15 protein-coding genes are annotated in these 21,092 nt (G+C 33.2%); 5 read left to right on the forward strand and 10 right to left on the reverse strand.

Features of this window, described 5'->3' with window-relative positions:
- Positions 1 to 4: 4 nt before the first annotated feature.
- From gcvH to V7S79_RS02845, 7 genes are all read right to left on the reverse strand, one after another.
- Positions 5 to 385: a glycine cleavage system protein GcvH gene (gene gcvH, locus V7S79_RS02815; RefSeq protein ID WP_459489033.1), complete on the reverse strand. Its 381-nt coding sequence runs from the start codon at positions 383 to 385 to the stop codon at positions 5 to 7.
- Positions 386 to 456: 71 nt separating this feature from the next.
- Entirely contained in the window at positions 457 to 7,488 is a 7,032-nt protein-coding gene (gene sov / locus V7S79_RS02820) for a T9SS outer membrane translocon Sov/SprA (protein ID WP_459489034.1), read from the reverse strand.
- A 143-nt stretch (positions 7,489 to 7,631) separates the two neighbouring features.
- Positions 7,632 to 8,219, reverse strand: coding sequence for a Holliday junction branch migration protein RuvA (gene ruvA, locus V7S79_RS02825; protein WP_459489035.1), 588 nt, complete (start codon positions 8,217 to 8,219; stop codon positions 7,632 to 7,634).
- A gap of 1 nt (position 8,220) precedes the next feature.
- Positions 8,221 to 9,609 carry a lytic transglycosylase domain-containing protein gene (locus V7S79_RS02830; protein WP_459489036.1) on the reverse strand — a complete coding sequence of 463 codons (1,389 nt, stop codon included), beginning with the start codon at positions 9,607 to 9,609 and terminating at the stop codon, positions 8,221 to 8,223.
- A gap of 55 nt (positions 9,610 to 9,664) precedes the next feature.
- Positions 9,665 to 11,065, reverse strand: coding sequence for an Asp-tRNA(Asn)/Glu-tRNA(Gln) amidotransferase subunit GatA (gatA, locus tag V7S79_RS02835; protein WP_459489037.1), 1,401 nt, complete (start codon positions 11,063 to 11,065; stop codon positions 9,665 to 9,667).
- Positions 11,066 to 11,145: 80 nt separating this feature from the next.
- Complete coding sequence (locus tag V7S79_RS02840) at positions 11,146 to 11,352, reverse strand: Sec-independent protein translocase subunit TatA/TatB (RefSeq protein ID WP_459489038.1); 207 nt, start codon at positions 11,350 to 11,352, stop codon at positions 11,146 to 11,148.
- A gap of 51 nt (positions 11,353 to 11,403) precedes the next feature.
- Positions 11,404 to 11,832, reverse strand: coding sequence for a YkvA family protein (locus V7S79_RS02845; RefSeq protein ID WP_459489039.1), 429 nt, complete (start codon positions 11,830 to 11,832; stop codon positions 11,404 to 11,406).
- A 157-nt stretch (positions 11,833 to 11,989) separates the two neighbouring features.
- On the opposite strand from V7S79_RS02845, the gene mdh reads away from it, so the two are divergent.
- Positions 11,990 to 12,925 carry a malate dehydrogenase gene (gene mdh / locus V7S79_RS02850; protein WP_459489040.1) on the forward strand — a complete coding sequence of 312 codons (936 nt, stop codon included), beginning with the start codon at positions 11,990 to 11,992 and terminating at the stop codon, positions 12,923 to 12,925.
- A 536-nt stretch (positions 12,926 to 13,461) separates the two neighbouring features.
- On the opposite strand, the gene V7S79_RS02855 is transcribed toward mdh, so the two are convergent.
- Positions 13,462 to 14,709, reverse strand: a complete 1,248-nt coding sequence (locus V7S79_RS02855) for an ABC transporter permease (protein ID WP_459489041.1) — start codon at positions 14,707 to 14,709, stop codon at positions 13,462 to 13,464.
- A 138-nt stretch (positions 14,710 to 14,847) separates the two neighbouring features.
- On the opposite strand from V7S79_RS02855, the gene V7S79_RS02860 reads away from it, so the two are divergent.
- Both V7S79_RS02860 and V7S79_RS02865 read left to right on the forward strand, forming a co-directional pair.
- Positions 14,848 to 17,811 (forward strand): FAD-binding and (Fe-S)-binding domain-containing protein, encoded by a 2,964-nt coding sequence (locus V7S79_RS02860; RefSeq protein WP_459489042.1) that lies wholly within the window; start codon positions 14,848 to 14,850, stop codon positions 17,809 to 17,811.
- The gene (locus V7S79_RS02865) at positions 17,808 to 18,104 is read left to right on the forward strand and encodes a DUF4286 family protein (RefSeq protein ID WP_459489043.1); all 297 of its coding nucleotides are present in this window, start codon (positions 17,808 to 17,810) and stop codon (positions 18,102 to 18,104) included. Before V7S79_RS02860 ends, V7S79_RS02865 begins: the two co-directional genes overlap by 4 nt.
- Here the strand turns inward: V7S79_RS02865 and ung are convergent.
- Positions 18,101 to 18,784, reverse strand: coding sequence for a uracil-DNA glycosylase (gene ung, locus V7S79_RS02870; RefSeq protein ID WP_459489044.1), 684 nt, complete (start codon positions 18,782 to 18,784; stop codon positions 18,101 to 18,103). The genes V7S79_RS02865 and ung overlap by 4 nt on opposite strands.
- 23 nt (positions 18,785 to 18,807) lie before the next feature.
- On the opposite strand from ung, the gene apaG reads away from it, so the two are divergent.
- Both apaG and V7S79_RS02880 read left to right on the forward strand, forming a co-directional pair.
- Positions 18,808 to 19,194 carry a Co2+/Mg2+ efflux protein ApaG gene (gene apaG / locus V7S79_RS02875; RefSeq protein ID WP_459489045.1) on the forward strand — a complete coding sequence of 129 codons (387 nt, stop codon included), beginning with the start codon at positions 18,808 to 18,810 and terminating at the stop codon, positions 19,192 to 19,194.
- A complete protein-coding gene (locus V7S79_RS02880) occupies positions 19,194 to 19,646 on the forward strand; it encodes a hypothetical protein (RefSeq protein ID WP_459489046.1) in 453 nt (150 codons plus the stop codon). Before apaG ends, V7S79_RS02880 begins: the two co-directional genes overlap by 1 nt.
- On the opposite strand, the gene V7S79_RS02885 is transcribed toward V7S79_RS02880, so the two are convergent.
- Positions 19,638 to 21,092 (reverse strand): DUF1501 domain-containing protein, encoded by a 1,455-nt coding sequence (locus V7S79_RS02885; RefSeq protein WP_459489047.1) that lies wholly within the window; start codon positions 21,090 to 21,092, stop codon positions 19,638 to 19,640. The genes V7S79_RS02880 and V7S79_RS02885 overlap by 9 nt on opposite strands.

The raw sequence follows: 21,092 nt of genomic DNA on the forward strand, positions 1-21,092 counted from the left end.
ACAATCAATGACCAATAAAAGATTTATATGTATCCACATCCATCAACTGATCTAAATCAGCAATGTTTTCTACTTTTATTTTAACAATCCAACCTTCTCCATAAGGATCTGAATTGGCTAATTCGGGATTACCATTCAAAGCTGTATTGAATTCTACAACTTCAGCAGAAACAGGAAGGAACAAATCTGAAACCGTTTTAACAGCTTCAACCGTACCAAAAACACCGTCTTTATCGATATTTTTTCCTACACTTTCAACCTCGATATATACAATATCACCTAATTCACTTTGAGCAAAATCAGTTATTCCTACTACAGCTACATCTCCTTCTAACTTGATCCACTCGTGCTCTTGAGTATACTTTAATTCACTTGGAAAATTCATATGATTTTATTTTGATGCAAAGGTCACTAAAGTTATGATTTTTTGCAAACGCTTTTAAATTAATAATTAAATTATTCACTGATACTATATCTTATTTGAAACCCACCAGCAACTGTTGAGCGATAAAATGAATTGGAAACGAGCGGGTTATTAAACATTTTATCAAAATAGGCCGTTACTGTCAATTTATTACTTACCGCATAAGATATTTGTGGTCTGAATTGAAAATTAATAAATCCTTGCGTATAGATCGTTTCAGCATCTAATTTTCTCTGTAAAGTTCTTGTATCACGGATGGTCAAATTACAATTAAACCTAAAATCGTTTGGTAAACGTAATCTTTGACCATTAACTTTGATCGGAATGACCATATTCGCTTTGGTAAATCCTATAGAAAAAGTAACATCTTTGTTAGATAACTCTGCCACCTGAGAATTGGCCAAATTCAATCCCACATTTCTATCTTGATTATATTCAGCACGCAATGATATTCTTGATTTAGTAATGGCATTAATTCCAATTAATGGAGAAAAACGCTCTGTGAAAGAAATTGTACTCATTACATAAACCGGAATCAAGGAATTAATTTCTGTTCCATCGGCCATCTTTTTGGTTTCAAAACGGGATGACAAAGGATATAAAAGACTATTCAAAGTCAAGTTTAAATAATCATTATAGAATTGTCCATATTCCAAAGAAGACACAAAATTACCAACACTGTAGGTACTCGAATACATGTGCGTAATGCTAAATGAACTAAACTTCTTGGTTATGGCAGGCATTAAATTCAAGGCATTAAAATCGACTTTCCAATTAGGTAAAGGAATATTATAAAAAGGTGAATACTTAACCGTTTTGGAAGAAACTCCTGAATAAGCAGCAAAAAATGCAGGAATTAATACATCTTGGGAGTTGATGTTATAAGCACCTCTTTCTCCATTATGTGTCTGCTGATATGTCGTATTCAATCTTTCCAATAAAACACTTCTATTCGACCTAAATTCATCAAACACCTCCGTTGGATCTTTAAAAGCTGTCATAAACGACAGGAAAGACATTGAATAATTACCTGAACGAACAGGACTTTGACTAACGAAATCTCTTCTTAAAGAATCTGGTCTAAAAAATTCCTGGTAATTATCTCCTTTGTTATAATTGCCATCAATAAAAATTCGAAGGTTTTTATTAGGTTCTAAGTTCAAAACATAAGAGAATTTCTGTTGTCTTGTCTGAGTAAACGGAATATTTTGAATGATACTTTTTGTTAACCAATTATTTTTGGCAGCAATGAAACGAATATTATCATCTTGACTTCCTGAAACAAAATCCAAACCTGGTGCACCAAAATTACCATTCATTCCTAATAAGCCTGGATTAGGCAAAAATCCTGGTAAGGTAGTAGCCTCGTTGATTGAATAATTCACTTGCACTCCTCTCAATGTCAATAGAAGTCGTGTTAATGATTTAGCTGTGTTTTTTTGAGGAATGATAATATCTTCATCATCACCCGGATTTCTAGCCACATTCTTACCCGTCAAACTTGGTGAATTTGCCCAGCGTAGCGCCCTGATTCGGTTATATAAAGAGACGAAATCGACTTTACCATTGATCGAACGATCACGTGAGTTTTTAATAATATTACCAAATAAATACCCATCGTCATCTGTAATATTATATGAATTGGCATAAAAATTATATCCAATTTTGTGCGAATACTCGGCATTCATCCAATCAGTCAATGGCATCTTTTGCAAAGGAAGTCTCCAAACAAATCCAGCTTGTTGATCAAAATTCTTCGCACGACCAAAAGAACGAATGTTTGACATAACAGAATCACGCTTAGATTGAGTATCTAAATCGCCCATTGGTTCATCAATAATTGCATTGACAATCGAATTATAATTAACTACGATGCTTTTGGTTAAATTCCAATTCAAAGCATATTGACGATTAAAAAACCAATATTTTTCAAATTGCGGATTAACCCCTTCTGTTGTTAAATTACTATTTCTTAATTGTGTCTTTACAAAACTTCTGTCCATTTCCATTCTAACCGTAATAGATGATGGAATCAAATTCAAATTAAAGTCTTTGATCAACGGAGCAAAATTTGAATTAGATGTCATTTTAGAAAAAGGTTCCCAAAATACGGAATTGGTAGCAAAAGCATATAAAATGCTTCCTCTATGGCTATATTGTTTGTATTCATCAATCAATGTAGATGTTCTTAGCATTTCAGAAAATGCATAGGAAAAAGTGAAATTTGACAAGTCCCAAAGATAAGCATGCTTAGAAAGCGCACTTTTTGCTTTCCGGACATTGGTAAAATTAAAACCTCTCCTTTCTGTATTATCCTCTACTAATTTGATATAGGCATCGCGTTCTTTGCCACTATTAAATTTTCCTAGCGAATTAGCCATCAAAATATCAGGATCCAAGGGATCAAATTGTGGCGAAATATTTCTACGATCATAAGTGATGTAAAATGGAATTTTAAAACCCCAACTGGTAGGCAAAAATTTCTCCAAATTCAAATTTGCTGTAATACCATATTCTAAGAAATTCTCTCTTGAACGTTCAGAAATCTTGGATTGAACGCCTCCAAAACCATAATTCTTAAAGCTACCATTCATGGTTACGGTACCAATATCGGCCAACTTTAATCCTAATTTACCGATAGCTGCCTCACCCGATGTTTGATCAAAACCGTTCGCTCTTAATTCATTGACCCAAACACAGAATGATTTTCCTGCTAAATCCGTACTAATATTTCTAACACCGATCATTACAGTCATCGTCGCACTTTGATCGGGTCTTCCCATCACATAAATACGATAACGTTTACCAGTAGAACTAGTTACATCTTGGGAAAAACGATTTGTCAATGACGCATTCGCACGATCTCTTTCTACTTTTACTTGCTTTAATAAATCTAATTCAATATCCAATTCATTGACAGATGGCCAAATTAAATCCTCTGTCGACGAACCTTTCAAGGTTTGAACCAAACCATCTAAAGCCTGTACCTCGTAATAATTATCTGTTAAATCAGTTCCAATTCTCAAAAAGGCATTTACTTTATTACTTAAATTTTGCTCCTCTCCTTGCATGGAAATAAACATTCGTAAGCGTTTGTAATTGATAAAATCCACCATGGTATTTTTAAACACTGCTCTTGAATCACCTGGTTTTAAATTATCTACGCATAAACTCAAAGATTGCTCATTCAAACGAGCATTATTGATTGTTGTGATATCTTGATCTCTAACGAAACCAGGTGGCACAACGTAAGGAATAGATTTACCACCGGCAGGACCATTTTCTTCGATATTGACACTTGAAACAGTAAATTTAGTTTCTGGATTTTTTTGTGGAGCCTCTTGTCCATTTTTCACATCTAAATCGCCAATGAACTTACGATAAGAATAACCCGATAACTGTAATTGGGCAAAACGAAGTACAACGGGTTGTTTGAATTCAGACAACACCATTCTAAAGAAACGAATCGATTTAAAATTACTGATTCCATTCACTGCCTTGTAATTTTTTGCATCTTTAATAGGAATACGCATCAAATACCAATCAACTCCACCTTCATTAATTTTATCCACAACAAAGCCTTTGCCAATGGCTAAATCTTTAGGTTTTAAGGGGATTTCATATTCAAAATAAGACTCTACTTCATTAATTGTATTATCATTGTTCAAATCTTCTCTATCCGGTGTAATGCTATTGGCTTGTGTAAAATTTGAATTGGTTGGGTTATCGGTAGTGGGTGAATTATTTTCCAAACCCATAAAATTCTTGTATCGTTCTATGACACTTCCTGTACTATTGAATTTTTCATTCAAATAATACACAAAATCATCACCCGCAGGGTCATTCTTTATCGCCTGCAAGGCGTTGGAATTGGTTACCTTTCCTGAAACGGAACTTAAATAATCTTTAAAATAAGATTCTTCTGATAATAAAGTGCCATCTGTTGTCTTATTAGGCAAACCATCTAAACCAATATCTTGTACACTTCTACCGCCTTGATTGTCAAAGGCATTGATAACAAATTGTCTTTTAGGTGCAATACCCCAAACCGTTGATTCAACATTTTTCTTAGAACCATCCGTAATTTTTTCACCTGCTGGAATTCCATTTTCAAAATTGGAAAATCCATCAGGAATAAAATCTTCCGAAACATCACCTAAATGAAACTTCAACACACCACCCGTCGTGTTACTTCCATTAATGATACCATCTCGAATAGTTCCCCCTTTTGTTTTATCAATAAATGGATCCATCAACCAAAATTCTAATTGTTCTACATTGGAATTATCAAAATCAGTATCTGAAGTAATGGCACGAGTAATGGCACCAAAATTTTCTTCTGGTTTATCAAATAATCCTAAGGTATTCAAATTAGGGTTAAAATTATACAAGCCTCTTTCCGAAGGAAAATAAGCGACATCTAATACTCCAATGGGTAAATTGGTAATATTATTGGCGAAATCTTTGTTAGGAAAAAGCCCTTTGGGAGTTACAACCCGCTCATAAGCGTATGAATTAACTTCATTGGGATCTAATCCTGGAACACTAAAAGCAAAATTTCCTTGACCATAAATACTAGCATCCACAGTATATGCCGATATTTTGGCTCTTTTATAATTACTTTCTAGTTTGATACTTGGAATACCGTTTAACATCGAATGAGGCGTGGCTCCAGGTTTCCAAAGTGTCGCTTGTGAAGACATATTATAAATCACACGAGCAGCTTCAAAATCATCGATAAAAGCATTTCCTTGAACACGATCATTGACATTAGGAAACAATTTTGCTACCTCACCTTGGAAATCGATAGCAGATGACTCCTTTGTAGATATAAGAGGTAATTTATCCAAGAAACGAGTAATTCCATTGGATTTTTTGTTAAATGCCGCATCTAAACCAATCAAGGTATTATTTACGGGCTCATTTCCAATAGCCACTCTTCTAAAAAAAGCAGGTGGAGTCTCACTCATACTTTGAACCGTTGCTCCTAAATGCACATCTGGACTTAAATTATAATCCAATCGGGTACCTAATAAAGTTCTAACTTGATTTGAAAAAATATCAGGTTTTTCGTAACAAACTTTTAACTCGCGACCCGAAGAAAATACACTTTCATTGACAATTCTTACTCGGCCAGATTGCCCTTCAATGATAAAATCTGTACCTAAACTTAAACTTTGGCCTCCAGCTGTAACTGTAACCGATTTAGGATCTACCCCAAATGGTAAAGAAATATCGCCCCCTGAACCAGCCTGATAAGATCCTTTTAAAAAGAATTTATTTTTGCTAGCTAACTGAACAGCATCGGATTGAGTTTTTGTATAAAGCTCTTCAAAAATATATTTTGACTGTAAATCAGTTGTTGTAAATATATTTTGTTTCAACGTTTTTCCGAAAGGCTCCAAAACGGGGAAAATAATTTTACCATTTTTAGCATCGACAGTTACATCTTCCACAAAATCAAAATTCCCATCAGGCTGAGGATCACCTGCAAAATTCAATTTATCTAATCCAAGCGCACTCACATAAGGAATATTCTTTTTGACTCCTTCAATTATATTAGAATTATCAATTCCTGTTGCATCGTCTTTATAAACAATCTTGAACTGAAAATTTTGTTTGGACAAAGAAGTGGTGTTTAATGAATAAATATTTTTCATCATTAAATCCCACATTGGGTGGTCCAAATGATTACGAATTGTGGATGATTTTAGCATTTTCAAAACCAAAATTTCATCATCTTGTCTTGCTTGATAATCCTCCGTCATTTCACCAACCTTGTACTTTCTTCCATTCAAGGTGTATTCATAAGAAACGGCTAAAACTTCATCATTTCTCAAAGGAGCGACCAAGGAAATATATCCCAATTGTGCGTTAAATTTAAATTCACGTTCATTCAAACGCTTTGCCCCTTTTAATATATCATAATCCGTACCTCGCTTTAATGAATATTGCGTTTCTAATAAATTAGCAGCCTCATTTGCCTTTCTTATATTAACATCACTTGTAATATTTTTGTAAAGCAAATTATTGTCATTATTCACAGGTTCCGTTCTAGCAGGTAATCGTTCACCTAAATCAGATAATGCAACTAAATTTCGGAGTGTTTCCGTATTTTGAGTTCTGTTGGTCACATACACTTCTAAACGAGTAATGGTAATTCCACTAGTAATAACAGGTAAATTCTTTAATGCTTTCTCGTAATTATTTCTAAAAAATGTCGAAAGAAAAAAGTGTCTATTTTCATCATATTGATCAGCTCTAATCTCAAAACTTCTACCTTGACTACCTCCCCTAAGTGTAATACAATCTTGTTTGGAGCGTTGCTGAGCGGCCACTAAGGTTACATCAAGATTTCCAAAACGCATCAAAGTTTTTAAACCAAAGAGATTTTGTACTCCTGGGATTAATTGAGAATTTAAGGTCCAAGATGTATTACCTGCCTCAATACTTTGCAAAATATCTTCTTCTTGGGTTTTCCAATTTAGCTTCAATTGATTTTGAAAGTTAAAGCTGGCTTTTGTATCAAAATTGGTATTTAGATTTAATTTATCTCCAATTTTACCTTGAAAATTAAGCTGAGCTTGTTCATTAAAATACAAATTTCCAACATATCTTAATTGAACAGGAATAGCAGGATTATCTACGAATTGCCCCATATAACCCACGTCCAAAAGCAAACTTCCATTGGGCTTAAAGGTTATTTCACTCCCACCAAATATCCTATCTATTGATGCTGGTAGTTCAATTTTAGGAAAAAGTCCTCTCGATTTCATGGAAGAATTTCCATCTAGACTCTTTGAATAATTATTCCAAAAACTTCGATTAATTTGTTGATTTTGTTGTTGAGAAAACTCATTAAATGATAAACTCCTTGAGTCCTTTAACTCGAAATTACCCATCTTACTCGTTTGAGTAATCGTATTATCGTTTAATAAAGCTACTTCTGTTTTTTCACCTTTTAATTGATCGTAAGCAAAAGGTGAATTGATTTTTCTTTTATTGAATAAAGAACTTGATTTTTTAAAAATATATCTAGGCTTTTTACCAGATTTGGTAATCAATGTATCATTAGTGATCTTTTGGCTAAATAAAATTTGGGTAGCAAAAAGGAAGGTAACTAGTAATAGAATTACTATTCGAATATTAAGAAAAATGTGGTTGCGATTTTTTTTAAACACTTGTTAATAAATTCAAATTTTCAAAACTAACGTAAAGCCAACTTAATTAATTGTTCAATACTTGCATTTGGACTGGATTTTAGAATTTGATCTAGACTCTTTTCCGCGGCAAGTCTTGGAATACCCAATGTTGTTAATGCAGCCAACGCTTCTTTTTTAACATTAAAACTTTGATCTGAACCAGCAACACCAGCATCCACAAATAATGAATCTTTTTTACACTTATCTTTCAATTCCAAAATAACTCGCTGAGCCGTTTTAGATCCTATTCCTTTAATGGATTGAATAAGTGCCAAATTTTCATTCATAATCGCAGCTCGAATTTCGCTAGAAGAAAAGGAAGACAACATAACTAATGCCGTACTTAATCCGATTCCTGATACGCTAATCAAATCTAAAAAAAGTAGTTTTTCATCAAAAGTATAAAAACCCACCAAGGTATGTGAATCTTCTTTGATCTGTAAATGAGTAAATAATTGACATAACTCATCTGTGGCAGCTAATGCCTCATAAGTCTGTAAAGAAATTTTCACTTCATAGCCCACACCATTCACATCTATAATTACATGCGCTCGATCTTTATGTGCCAATTTACCTTTTAAATATGCTATCATGTTATGAAATTCTTAAGCGCATTCCGGGCTTAATTTGTTGTGAACGTAAACGATTCAATTTCTTTAATTTGGTAATTGTCAAACCATCATGTTTCTCAGCGATTTCTGAAAGTGTATCCCCATTTTTAACTTTATAAAATTTGGTTTTCACCCTCTTTTTAGAAGAACTTGAAACTGTTTGAAAAGTACTTGTTGTATTTTTTTGACTTAATGTAAACGCATCATTTTCAATCCATTTCTTTTCTAATACCCATATCAATTTCCCATTTTTCAGTCGATTAGAACGTAGTCGATTGATTCTTTTTAATTCAAAAACAGATATTTCAAATTTTCGGGCAACATCATAAATACTTTCACCTCTTCTAACTTTATATCTAGATTTCACTAAGGTTAAAGACTTTAAATTCGACAAGGAATCTATTTTAGCATTAAACGAAGTAAAAAATTTGGTGGAAGAATCTAAGATTGATTGCCTATTTATTGAAAAATAATCATAATTCTTTGTCGGAATTCTTAAAATGAAATTTTTCGAATCTTTAGGTACAAAATCTGATAAAATATGTGGATTTAATCTTTTAAGCGTATCAAAAGAGAATTTACTAAGAGAAGTAAAAGTAGCCAAATTAAGATAACCATTAACTTTAATCGTATCAGAAGGAATATTTTTTGCCCAATTTTCTGCGTGAATGGCATGATCCCAATGAAAATTCATCATGTAAGTCATTGCAATAAATTGTGGGACATAAGCTCTCGTCTGCTTGGGAAGACAATTATAAATTCCCCAAAAACTATTATTACCCCGACAGTTTCGAATCGCCCGTTTAACATTACCTGGACCGGTATTATAAGCAGCTAAAGCCAAATGCCAATCGCCGAAAATTTTATACAACTGTCGCAAATATTTACAGGCTGCCTCTGTAGCTCTTTCAGGATCAAAACGTTCATCGATGAAAGGATCAACTCTTAAACCAAAGTCACCCCTTGCTGTATAAGGCATGAATTGCCATAATCCACCTGCTCCTTTATTGGATAATGCTTTAGGATCGAGCCCTGATTCAATCAAAGATAAATATTTTAACTCATCAGGCAGATTATATAATTTCAAATATTTCTCGTATATCGGAAAATACAAATCTCTTTTTTCCAACATTCTTTGTGTGAAATCTGACTTTTTAAAAGCAAAATATTCAACAAATTGATGTGTATGAAAGTTGTAGTTCAACGGTATTTGTTTTTCAAGCGCTTTCAATCTGCTTTCAACTAACCATGAATCAATGGACCAAACGACAGGTGATCCTTGTTCTACTTGAGCTAAAGAATCTATTATTTTTGAATCAAAGCTAGGAACATAGGTTTTTTCATTCTGTGCATCAGAATGTGAAACCTTCATAAGGCCTAACATTAAAAAACAAAAAGAAATTAAAATTCTATATTTCATTGTTGCACTAAATATGCTTGGCAAAATCAATCATTCGCTTTTCATCAAAATATTTTCCAACTACCTGAAAACCAATAGGTAAGTTGTTTTGATCCGTTCCCATTGGCACAGAAATAGCAGGTAAACCTGTAATATTAGCTTGGACAGTGAATAAATCCCCCAAATACATTTGAATCGGATCTAATGTTTTTTCCCCCATTTGATAAGCTGTACTAGAAGTAGTTGGAGAAATCATAAAATCATAATCAAGCAATACGTTTTCTGTAAATTCTTTGACTAATCTTCTTACTTTCTGAGCTTTTGTATAATAAGCATCATAATAATCTGCACTTAAAACAAAGGTTCCTAACATAATTCTTCGTTTTACCTCTTCACCAAATCCTTCCATTCTTGTTCGCTTATACATATCGATTAAATCCTTTGGTGAATTAGCTCTATGACCATATTTAACTCCATCAAAACGAGATAAATTAGAACTAGATTCTGCCGTAGTTAATACATAATACGTAGGTAATAATTGTGCTAAATATGGAAAATCAACCGATTCAACTTGATAGCCTTGCGATTTCAACAGTTCAACTTTGGTAAAAAAAGCTTCTTTTATTTCAGATTGTAAACTTGGATGTTCAACAATTTCTTTGATATAAGCAATCTTTTTAGTAGATGTATAATCGACAGTAACTTCATTAACCAAGGTACCATCTTGTCCATCATCTCCTGAGATAATATCTAAAACCAGCTCTACATCTTCAATGTATTTAGACATTGGGCCTATTGTATCAAAAGAAGAGGCATAAGCAATTAATCCCCATCTTGATACTCTCCCATATGTTGGTTTTAAACCAACTATTCCACAAAAAGAAGCTGGCATTCTAACAGAACCACCTGTATCTGTTCCCAAAGAGACTTGACACATATCAGCCTGAACAGCAACTGCAGAACCACCTGAACTTCCTCCTGAAACACGCTTAGGATCAGCAAAATTCTTTACTGGACCAAAGGCTGAATTTTCATTCGTAGAACCCATACCAAATTCATCACAGTTTTGTCGCCCAATGATTATTGCATCTTCATCCAATAATCTTTGAACTGCTGTTGCAGAAAAAGTCGACTTAAAATGATTCAATATTTTACTACCTGCTGAAGAATGATGATTCTCATAACAGAGTAAATCTTTGATACCGACTACCATTCCAGCCAATTTACCTGCAGAATTATTTTTTATTTTTTGATCGATCAACTTGGCTTTTTCGATTGCATCTTCTTCGTAGACCTCTAAAAATGCATTTAAATCATCGTTGTATTGATTAATATTCGACAAATGATTAGTTAAAATCTCAAGACAAGAAAGTTCACCAGAAAATAATTTCTCCCTTAAAACATGGTAAGGAGCAGATAATTTATTCATTAAAAATACGGGTTCAATAAAACACAAAAGCATAGTTGAAAATACATTCAACTATGCATGTAAAAAGGAAATAGAAAATTTTATTTCTTATCCTCGTCTAGTTCTTTTGTAATTTGATCCTTCACTTCATTTTTAGCATCTTGAAATTCGCGGATACCTTTACCTAAACCTTTCATTAATTCAGGTAGTTTTTTACCGCCAAAAAACAATAAGATGGCTAAACCAATTAGAAGCATTTCACCTCCACCGAAATTATTTAAAAACAAAAATATAGTTGCTGTGTTCATTTTTTTAAAAATTAAAATTTTGTAAATATATTCAATACTACTTAAAAATCCTTATTTATACTCATTAAGTTTATCAAATTCATCCAATTCATTTTTGATAGATTTGGCCACCCAAATCAATAAGGCCAAATCATCGGTAAAACCAATTAATGGCAAAACATCAGGAATAAAATCAAAAGGTGAAATAAAATAAATCAATACCGCTACAATTTTCACTGAAGTCTTGAAGGGTATCTTTTTATAATCCCCCGCTATATACGCTTTTATCATAGCACTAAAAGTAATAACATAATGATTCATCAATTGAACGATAGATTTATTATTACCTATTGCCACCTGATTAACCTTCACCAAAGCCTCTTTTATTAATCGAAGAAGACCCAACTTATCTTTTACAAGAATATGCTCTCCTTTTTCTAATGATTTTTTAAAAAAATTGGATGAAATTATCTTATCTAGAAACGTGATTTGTTCACTCATAAATTCAATTATATCTTTAAATATACAAAAATCAAGTATAAAAATAAATTTCTTGACCTTATTTATCCCTTATAACGAATATTTCAATCAATTATTTGATGATTTGTATTAATTTTGCTAATTATAAATTTATACAAAATTCCTAAAAATTTAAATAATGAAAATTACTGTCGTAGGAGCTGGAGCTGTAGGTGCAACATGTGCCGATAACATTGCTCGCAAAGAATTAGCTGATGAATTAGTTTTATTAGACATCAAAGAAGGTATTGCAGAAGGTAAAACGTTAGATATGTTCCAAACCGCATCTTTGTTAGGTTTTGACACAAAACTTGTAGGTTCTACCAATGATTATTCAAAAACAGCTAACTCTGATGTAGTTGTTATTACTTCAGGATTACCTAGAAAACCAGGTATGACACGTGAAGAATTAATTGGTGTAAATGCTGGAATTGTTAAGAGTGTTGTTGAAAACATTTTAAAATTCTCTAAAAACCCAATTATTGTTATCATTTCAAATCCAATGGACACAATGACATATTTGGCTAAATCCGTTGCGGGTTTAGACAAACACAGAATTATTGGAATGGGAGGAACTTTGGATTCTGCTAGATTTAAATGCTATTTAGCTAAAGCAATGGATGTTTCAATCAATGATATCCATGGAACTGTAATTGGAGGTCACGGTGATACAACTATGATTCCTTTGAAGCGTTTGGCTACTTACAATGGTGTGCCGGTTAGTCAATTCTTAGATGCAGACACTTTAGACAAAGTTGCTGCTGATACAATGGTAGGTGGTGCTACATTAACTGGGTTATTAGGAACTTCAGCTTGGTATGCTCCAGGTGCTGCAGGTGCTGCATTAGTGGAAGCCATCGTTAGAGATGAGAAAAAAATCATGTCTTGCTGTGTTTCTTTAGACGGAGAATATGGTCAATCAGATATCTGTTTAGGTGTACCTGTCGTTTTAGGAAAAAATGGTTGGGAGAAAATCGTAGATTATCAATTAACAGAGGATGAACAAGCTGCATTCAACAAATCAGCTGATGCAGTTAGAAATATGAATTCTGTTTTAAGTACATTAAGCTTGTAATTGAGAATTTTTATAAAATTAAAGAAGGTGATTGGAAACAGTCACCTTTTTTAATGGAAGTGAGAAAAGAGGAAAGAGGAAAGAGGAAAGAGAAAACCTATTACCTATTAATGCGAATTAAGGGTTAAAAACTAAAATTCTAGATCTTTTCTAATAATTGTGACTAGATTAAATTTAATTACATTTTTCCCGGCCGACAATGCAATTTTCTGACTATTTTCTTTGACCCTGACGCACATCGCCCTTGCGCATCGTCAAAGCTCCGCCTACCGCTACGTTCAAATCTTTCGTTGGGATTAACCAAAAGTTCATTGATGAGTTTTAAAAAAGAATAAATAGCGTTTGGTAAGCGTATGCATAAATGGTAAATAGAGAAATAAAAATCAGATATTTTAACTTTTAATTCGCATTTTTACCTATTACCTATTACCTATTACCTATTACCTATTACCTATTACCTATTACCTTTTACCTATTACCTATTACCTATTACCTATTACCTATTACCTATTACCTCTTACCTTTTACCTCATAAATCATTTCGACCGAATAGCTGTAACAGGATCCATTTTAGCAGCAACCCAAGCTGGAATAATACCAGAAAGAATTCCAATAAAACTAGAGATAAATAAACCTGTCAAAATATTTCCTAAGGATAGCTTAAGAGGTAATGCTTCTTGCGGTATTAAAGTAATCAGAACAACCAATCCAATTCCTACCAATCCTCCAATTAAACTTAAAAAAACAGCCTCAAACAAAAATTGAAACAAGATAAAATAATTCTTGGCCCCTAATGACTTTTGAATACCTATGATATTTGTTCGTTCTTTAACTGATACAAACATAATATTAGCAATACCAAAACCACCTACCAATAATGAAAAACCAGCAATTAAGGCTCCTGCAATATTCAAAGCAGAAAATACACCATCAAAAAAACTTTGTAATCCATCCAATCGATTAATAGAAAAATTTGCTTCCTCTTTTGGCTTGATTGATCTTAAGCTTCTCATCAATCCAGTCAATTCACCTTCTAAATCTTCTTGTCCAAGATCCGAATCGAATGCTTTCACCGCAAAATCTGGTGCAGGCCTATCTTTTTGAAAAATAGCAGAAAAAGTGGAATAAGGAATAATGACTTTCTCATCTGGGCTTCCCCCAAAGTTTAGCATATCATTTCCTTTTTTCTCGATAACACCAATCACTGAAAATTTAATTCCATTTATTTTAATTTCCTGTCCAATTACATCCTCCTGACCAGAAATCAAATTCTCCGCCACTTTTGCGCCAATAATTACTGCATTCGCTGAATTTTCAGATTCAATGGGTAAAAAATAGCGACCTTTTTCAATAGGAATAATGGATATTTGATTATAGTCATAACTAGCGCCTGTAACATTCGCATCCATGCTATTACTACCTCTGCTTAAGGTTACAGTACGTCCATTGTCTACAATTGCAATTGCTTGTGCAGATTTTAAATTTTCCTTTAAATATTTAAATTCCGAATACTTCATTTCAGGCCTATTTAAATATTTCCACCAAGGATAATTATTTGACATAATCCAAGGCCATTTACCAACATACAAAACACCAGTACCTGCAAATGAGTCTATTTCACTTCTGATTTTACTGTTTAAGGAATCAACTGCTGTAAAAACAGCAACTATCGCGAAAATCCCAACACTTACACCTAATAATGACAAGGTTGTTCGCATTAAATTGGATCTTAAAGCCTGATAGGCAAAAATTAAACTCTCTAATACTTGTCGGATAAACTTCATGAATATTGATTAATCTTCAAATGTACTAATCAAACAGCTAAAAATTTTGATTATGGTATAAAGTGATTCAATAATCCTTGAATGGTAATATGGTGGTAAGATTGGATTTTATTAACTTTAAACCTTGATTATAAAATTATGGCTTGGAATTCAACAGATTTAAAAAACCTAACACTACATTTCGAAGGAAAATTATTTTTCAATGACACATTAAAAACAAAAATCGCTAAAAAAATATACGCCACAGATGCTTCTGTTTATCAAGTTGAACCTAGGGCAGTAGCCATACCACACAGTCATAAAGACATCAAACGTCTCATTCATTTTGCATACAAATCCAAAATAGGTTTAATACCTAGAGGTGCTGGAACTTCTTTGGCTGGCCAAGTAGTGGGTGATGGAATTGTCGTTGAAATAGCTTCAGATTTATCTAAAATAATATCTTTAAATAAAAAAGAAAAATCGGTTTGGATAGAACCAGGAATCATTAGAGATGATTTAAATAAACATCTGGCTCATGCCAACCTATTTTTCGGCCCAGAAACTTCCACGGCTAATCGCGCCTTATTGGGAGGTATGGTTGGAAATAATTCATGTGGCTTACATTCCATTGTTTGGGGAAATGTAAGAGACCATTTATTAGAAACAAGAGCCTATTTATCTGATGGAAGTGAAATTCATACTCATCCATTAACAAATGAAGAATTTTACAAAAAATGTACTTTACCCAATCTTGAAGGCAAGATTTACAAAGAATTACATCGAATTCTTAATAACGATTCCATCAAGGAATTAATCAAAAGTTCATTCCCAAAACCCAATATAAAAAGAAGAAATACAGGATACGCATTGGATGCATTGATCGACATGCAACCATTCAATCCAGAAGGACAACCTTTTAATTTATCTGCCTTAATTGCTGGTTCAGAAGGTACATTAGCAATCGTTCATTCTATGAAATTGAACTTGCTTGATGTTCCAGAAAAAGAGGTAGCCTTGGTCTGTGTACATTGTTCTAGTCTACATGAGGCAATGTTAGCCAATTTAGTTGCATTAGAATGCAATCCTACTGCATCCGAATTAGTAGACGACTATATTTTATCTTTCACCGTTGGCCATCCACAATTCAAAGAAGATCGATCTTTTATTGAAGGAAATCCAGCTGCCATTTTGATGGTAGAATTTAGGTCATCAAGCATTCAAGACCTCTATGCAAAATTAGAAGTGTTTACAAATAAATTGAAAGAGAAAAATCTATCTTATGCCTCTCCTGCACTCTTTCAAGATGATATAAATAAAGGATGGAACATTAGAAAAGCTGGATTAGGCCTAATTAGAAATTTAATCAGCGATGATCAAGCGGTCAATTTGATAGAAGATTGCGCAGTGGATCCACATGACTTACCTGCTTATGTCAATGACATTTCAGCATTGTTTGACAAACATCAAGTAAAAGCAGCGTATTATGCTCACGCTGGTGCTGGAGAACTACATATTGAACCATTTCTTAATCTTAAATCAGAAAAAGGAATTCAATTATTTAGAAGTATTTTAGCTGAAACCGTTGAAATTTTAAAAAAATACCAAGGTTCATTAAGCGGAGAACATGGAGATGGGCGATTAAGAGGTGAATTTATTCCTATATTAATGGGAAAAGAAATGTACCAAATTTTTAAAGATATTAAATACCTATTTGATCCTAATAATTTATTAAACCCCAATAAAATTGTTGATACCCCACCCATGGATCAACATTTTAGATTTGAAATAAGTAAACAAAAACCTGAAAATACGCACTTATTTTATGATTATGGTCCTATAAAAAGTCCTCTCGCCTTAGCTGAAAAATGTTCTGGATCTGGCGACTGTAAAAAGACTGCTTTAAGCGGTGGAACCATGTGTCCAAGTTTTATGGCAACATTGGAAGAAAAAGACAGTACTAGAGCCAGGGCTAATATGCTGAGACAAGTCCTTTCCAAATCCTCTAACGATTTTTCAAATCCTGAATTAAATGACATTTTAGATTTATGCCTTTCTTGCAAAGGATGTCAAACTGAATGCCCATCAGGAGTAGATATTAGCAAACTAAAGGCTGAGACCTTACAACAAAAATACTTGGAATCAGGAGTGCCATTCAGGACACAATTGATAGGAAATTTTCCAAAGACACAACAATTAGCAAGTAAATTTGCGCCTTTATATAATTTCATCATATCATTTCCAATATCAAGTTTCTTCATCAAACTTGTGATGGGATTTGCTTGGCAACGAAGTCTTCCAAAAGTGCATTTTACAAGCTTAGAAGATTGGTTTAGTCGGTACATTAAAAAACAGCCACAATCGCAATTTAAAAATGGATTTGTCTATTTGTTTGCTGATGAATTTACCAACTTAAATGATGTATCTATTGGTAAAAAAACAATTCTCTTATTAAATGAATTGGGATATGGTATTCAAATCCCCAAAAACCTAAGCAGCGCAAGAAGTTATATTTCAAAAGGAATGTTAGCGGAAGCAAAAGAGATAGCTAATAAAAATATTCTACTACTTCAAGAAATTATTAATTCGGAATCTCCTTTAATTGGTATTGAACCTAGTGCTCTTTTAAGTTTTAGAGATGAATTTCCCAATTTAGTTGATGAAGATTTAAGAGATATAGCGAATAAAATTAAACCTAACTGCTTATTAATAGACGAGTTTTTGGCCAGAGAAATAAAAGCTAAAAAAATCCACAAAGAACAATTTAGTCAAGAGGAAAAAAGTATTCTCTTGCATGGACATTGTCATCAAAAAGCCATTGCAGGTTTAAGCACAACACGTATTTGTCTTTCTTTTCCAGAAAATTATCAAGTTGAATTAATGCCAACAGGCTGTTGTGGAATGGCTGGTTCATTCGGTTATGAAAGTAAAAAATTTGATTTATCAAATAAAATTGCCAATCTCGTATTATTTCCAAAAATTTTAGAAGCCAAAGGAACAAAAACAGTTGCAAGCAATGGTACATCGTGTAGACATCAAATTAAAGATGGAATTGAACATGAAGCTTTTCATACAGCTGAAATAATGTATGACGCCTTAATAAATAAAACAATCAAACTATGATTCAATTTAATTTATCACTATTTGTTGAAAATAGCATACACGAAAATGCAATTCTTGCACTTCAAAAAATAGTAATTCCTGAATTAGAAAAGCAAAATTTTATTGATCAAATCTTTCTTTTTGAAATTGAATCGCATCAAGAACCTGATTCCAAAGGATATAGTTTACAATTTTGGCTACCTAATTTTGATGAAGCACAAAAAGTTTATATTGAATCAATTATTTCTGAATTTTTCTTACAAGAATTTGCTAACCAATACGTCTATTTCCCAAGTCAATTGAGAAAAATTTAAATCCATTCAATAGGTGCTATCCCATGTTGGATCAAATAAGCATTGCACAGTTTAAAATGACCATTCCCAAACCAATTTCCTTGATTGGCCGACAATGGAGAAGGATGCGCACATTCCAATACCAAATGCTTGGACCTATTGATGGATACACCAATTTTTTGAGCATAATTACCCCAAAGCATAAAGACTAAATGCGATTTTTCTTGGTTAAGAACTTCAATGATATAGCTGGTCAAATGCTGCCATCCTAATTTCGAATGAGAAGCTGCTTGATTTGCTTGAACAGTTAAAACCGAATTTAATAACAAAACACCTTGATTAGCCCAAGAACTAAGATTCCCACTCGATTTCTTAAAAATAGGATTATATTCTCTTTCTAATTCTTTAAAGATATTTTTCAAAGAAGGAGGTAATTCAACTTGATCAGGAACCGAAAAGCATAATCCATGCGCCTGCCCAGCTCCGTGGTATGGATCTTGACCAATTATGATTACTTTTGTTTCATCAAAAGATGATAAATTTAAAGCATTAAAAACCAATTCCATGGGAGGATAAATTACTTCTTCCGAATTTCGTTTATTTAATTCTTCCTGCAATTTTAGAAAATAAGATTGCTCAAATTGATTTTTAAGCTTCAATTTCCAATCGTTAATTAATAAATCAGGTAAATTTACATTCATATATAAAATTAAATTTATTCAATATGCCAGAATCAATCTATAATGGATTTTATATTGCCGTAAAAACCAATCAAATTTTAGATTATGAGATTCAGAAACCTTATAATTACTATTATTCCTACCAAATTACAATCAAAAACTTAAGCGAACAACCCGCACAATTAATTAGTCGATTTTGGAAAATCATAGACGGTGCCGGAAATGTAGAAAATATAAATGGCTTAGGAGTCGTTGGAGTACAGCCTGTTTTTGAACCTGGAATATCTTTTACTTATAGTTCAGGATGTCCTTTAATACACTCGGTTGGACAAATGAGCGGACATTATAATTTCCTTAATCTAGAAACAAAATCATCTTTCAAAGTAATAATTCCTCCATTTGAATTAATCCCCTCTTTTGCCTTAAATTAATGTATTACTTAATAAAAAGAATAAAATTTCATTTTCAGTCGCAAACCTCTCATGGCCTGCATTCGCCATTTGTTTTTGATTTATATAATCAAGTATTAAACCCTCTTTTGAAAAATAAATTTGACACTCAAATTGCAATAAAAGCTTTAGAAAAGTACTTCCAATGCCCCTCAGAATACTTTAAAAAGGAAATCAAACAGAACGGAAGTTTAATCTTGATTATCGACAAAAACAACATCGATTCCTTTCAAATGGAATTAATAGAAAACCCCCATAAATTCAAAAAGTGCATTGCAATTATTGAACAACCTCACAATCACATAGAAACAAATTGGGAAAATCTAAAAGTTAGTAAAGAGGTAACATTTTCAATAGATATTTTTGAAATGGGCTTATTAACTTTTGAGAAAATCGCGCCTAAACAAGATTTTAAATTAAGAAAACTAAGCTAAAATTGGTTTTATCACTTTACCAGCTACATCTGTTAATCTAAAATTTCTACCTTGAAAAGGATAAGTTAGCTTTTCATGGTCCAAGCCCAAAATATGTAAAATTGTTGCTTGTAAATCATGGATATGAGCACGACCTTCAACTCCTGAGTACCCAATTTCATCCGTTGCGCCATAAGTAAAACCTTTTTTAACCCCTGCTCCTGCCATCCAAATAGTAAAGGCATCTGGATGATGGTCCCTACCCATAAATGGCGCTGGTTTATTATCTCTATTTTCTTGCATCGGGGTTCTTCCAAATTCTCCACTCCAAACAACCAAAGTTTCTTCCAATAAGCCTCGTTGTTTTAAGTCAAACAATAAAGCACTCATTCCCTGATCCGTTTGTTTACATTTATCACGTAAACCAATTTCTAATGCTTCTGAGGCATTTGAACCATGCGTGTCCCAACCCCAATCGTACAATTGAATAAATCGCACTCCGTTCTCAGCCAATTTTCTTGCCAACAAACAGTTGTTAGCAAAACTAGGTTGACCAATGGTAGTTCCATATAAATTATGAATATATTCCGGCTCATCAGCGATGTCCATCACCTCTGGTACTTCTGCTTGCATTCGAAAAGCCATCTCATATTGTGAAATCCTTGTCAAAATTTCAGGATCTTGATATTCTTCATATTCACGATGGTTAATTTCATTAATGGCGTCGATGGTATTTTTTCGAATGTCTCTAGAAACATCTTTGGGATTTTCTACAAATAATACGGGCTCACCAGTAGATCGGCAATGAACTCCTTGGTAAATCGAAGGTAAAAATCCACTACCCCAAATACTTTTACCTGCCTCTGGGTATTTATTTCCTGAAGTTAAAACGATAAACCCAGGTAAATTAGCATTTTCAGATCCAAGACCATATACTGCCCATGATCCCATTCCGGGACGACCCAACCTAGCACTACCTGTTTGCATAAAAAGCTGAGCAGGTGCATGATTAAATTGATCTGTGTACATGGCTTTCAAAAAACAAACCTCGTCTACAACCGTTTGAAAATGAGGCAAATAGTCAGAAACCCAGGCACCTGATTCTCCAAATTGATTAAATTTACCTTGTGGACCTAACATTTTAGGAACCCCACGAATAAAAGCGAAGGTTTTACCTTTCAACAATTCAGAAGGACAATCTTTTCCATGCCATTTAACCAATTCAGGTTTGTAATCAAATAACTCTAACTGAGAAGGTGAACCAGCTTTGTGAATGTATATAACGCGTTTTGCTTTGGGAAGAATTTCAGAAATTTTTGTAACAACATCTTGGTTTTCAGGTATAGAACTATCACAAGATCCTAACATAGATCCTAAAGCCATCATACCCATCCCTGTACTACAATGACGAAGAAAATGTCTTCTTGTCAAGTAATCAAATGCTCTCTTTTCTAATTCTTTTTCCAT

It is taken from the genome of Aquirufa sp. ROCK-SH2 (assembly GCF_054558315.1).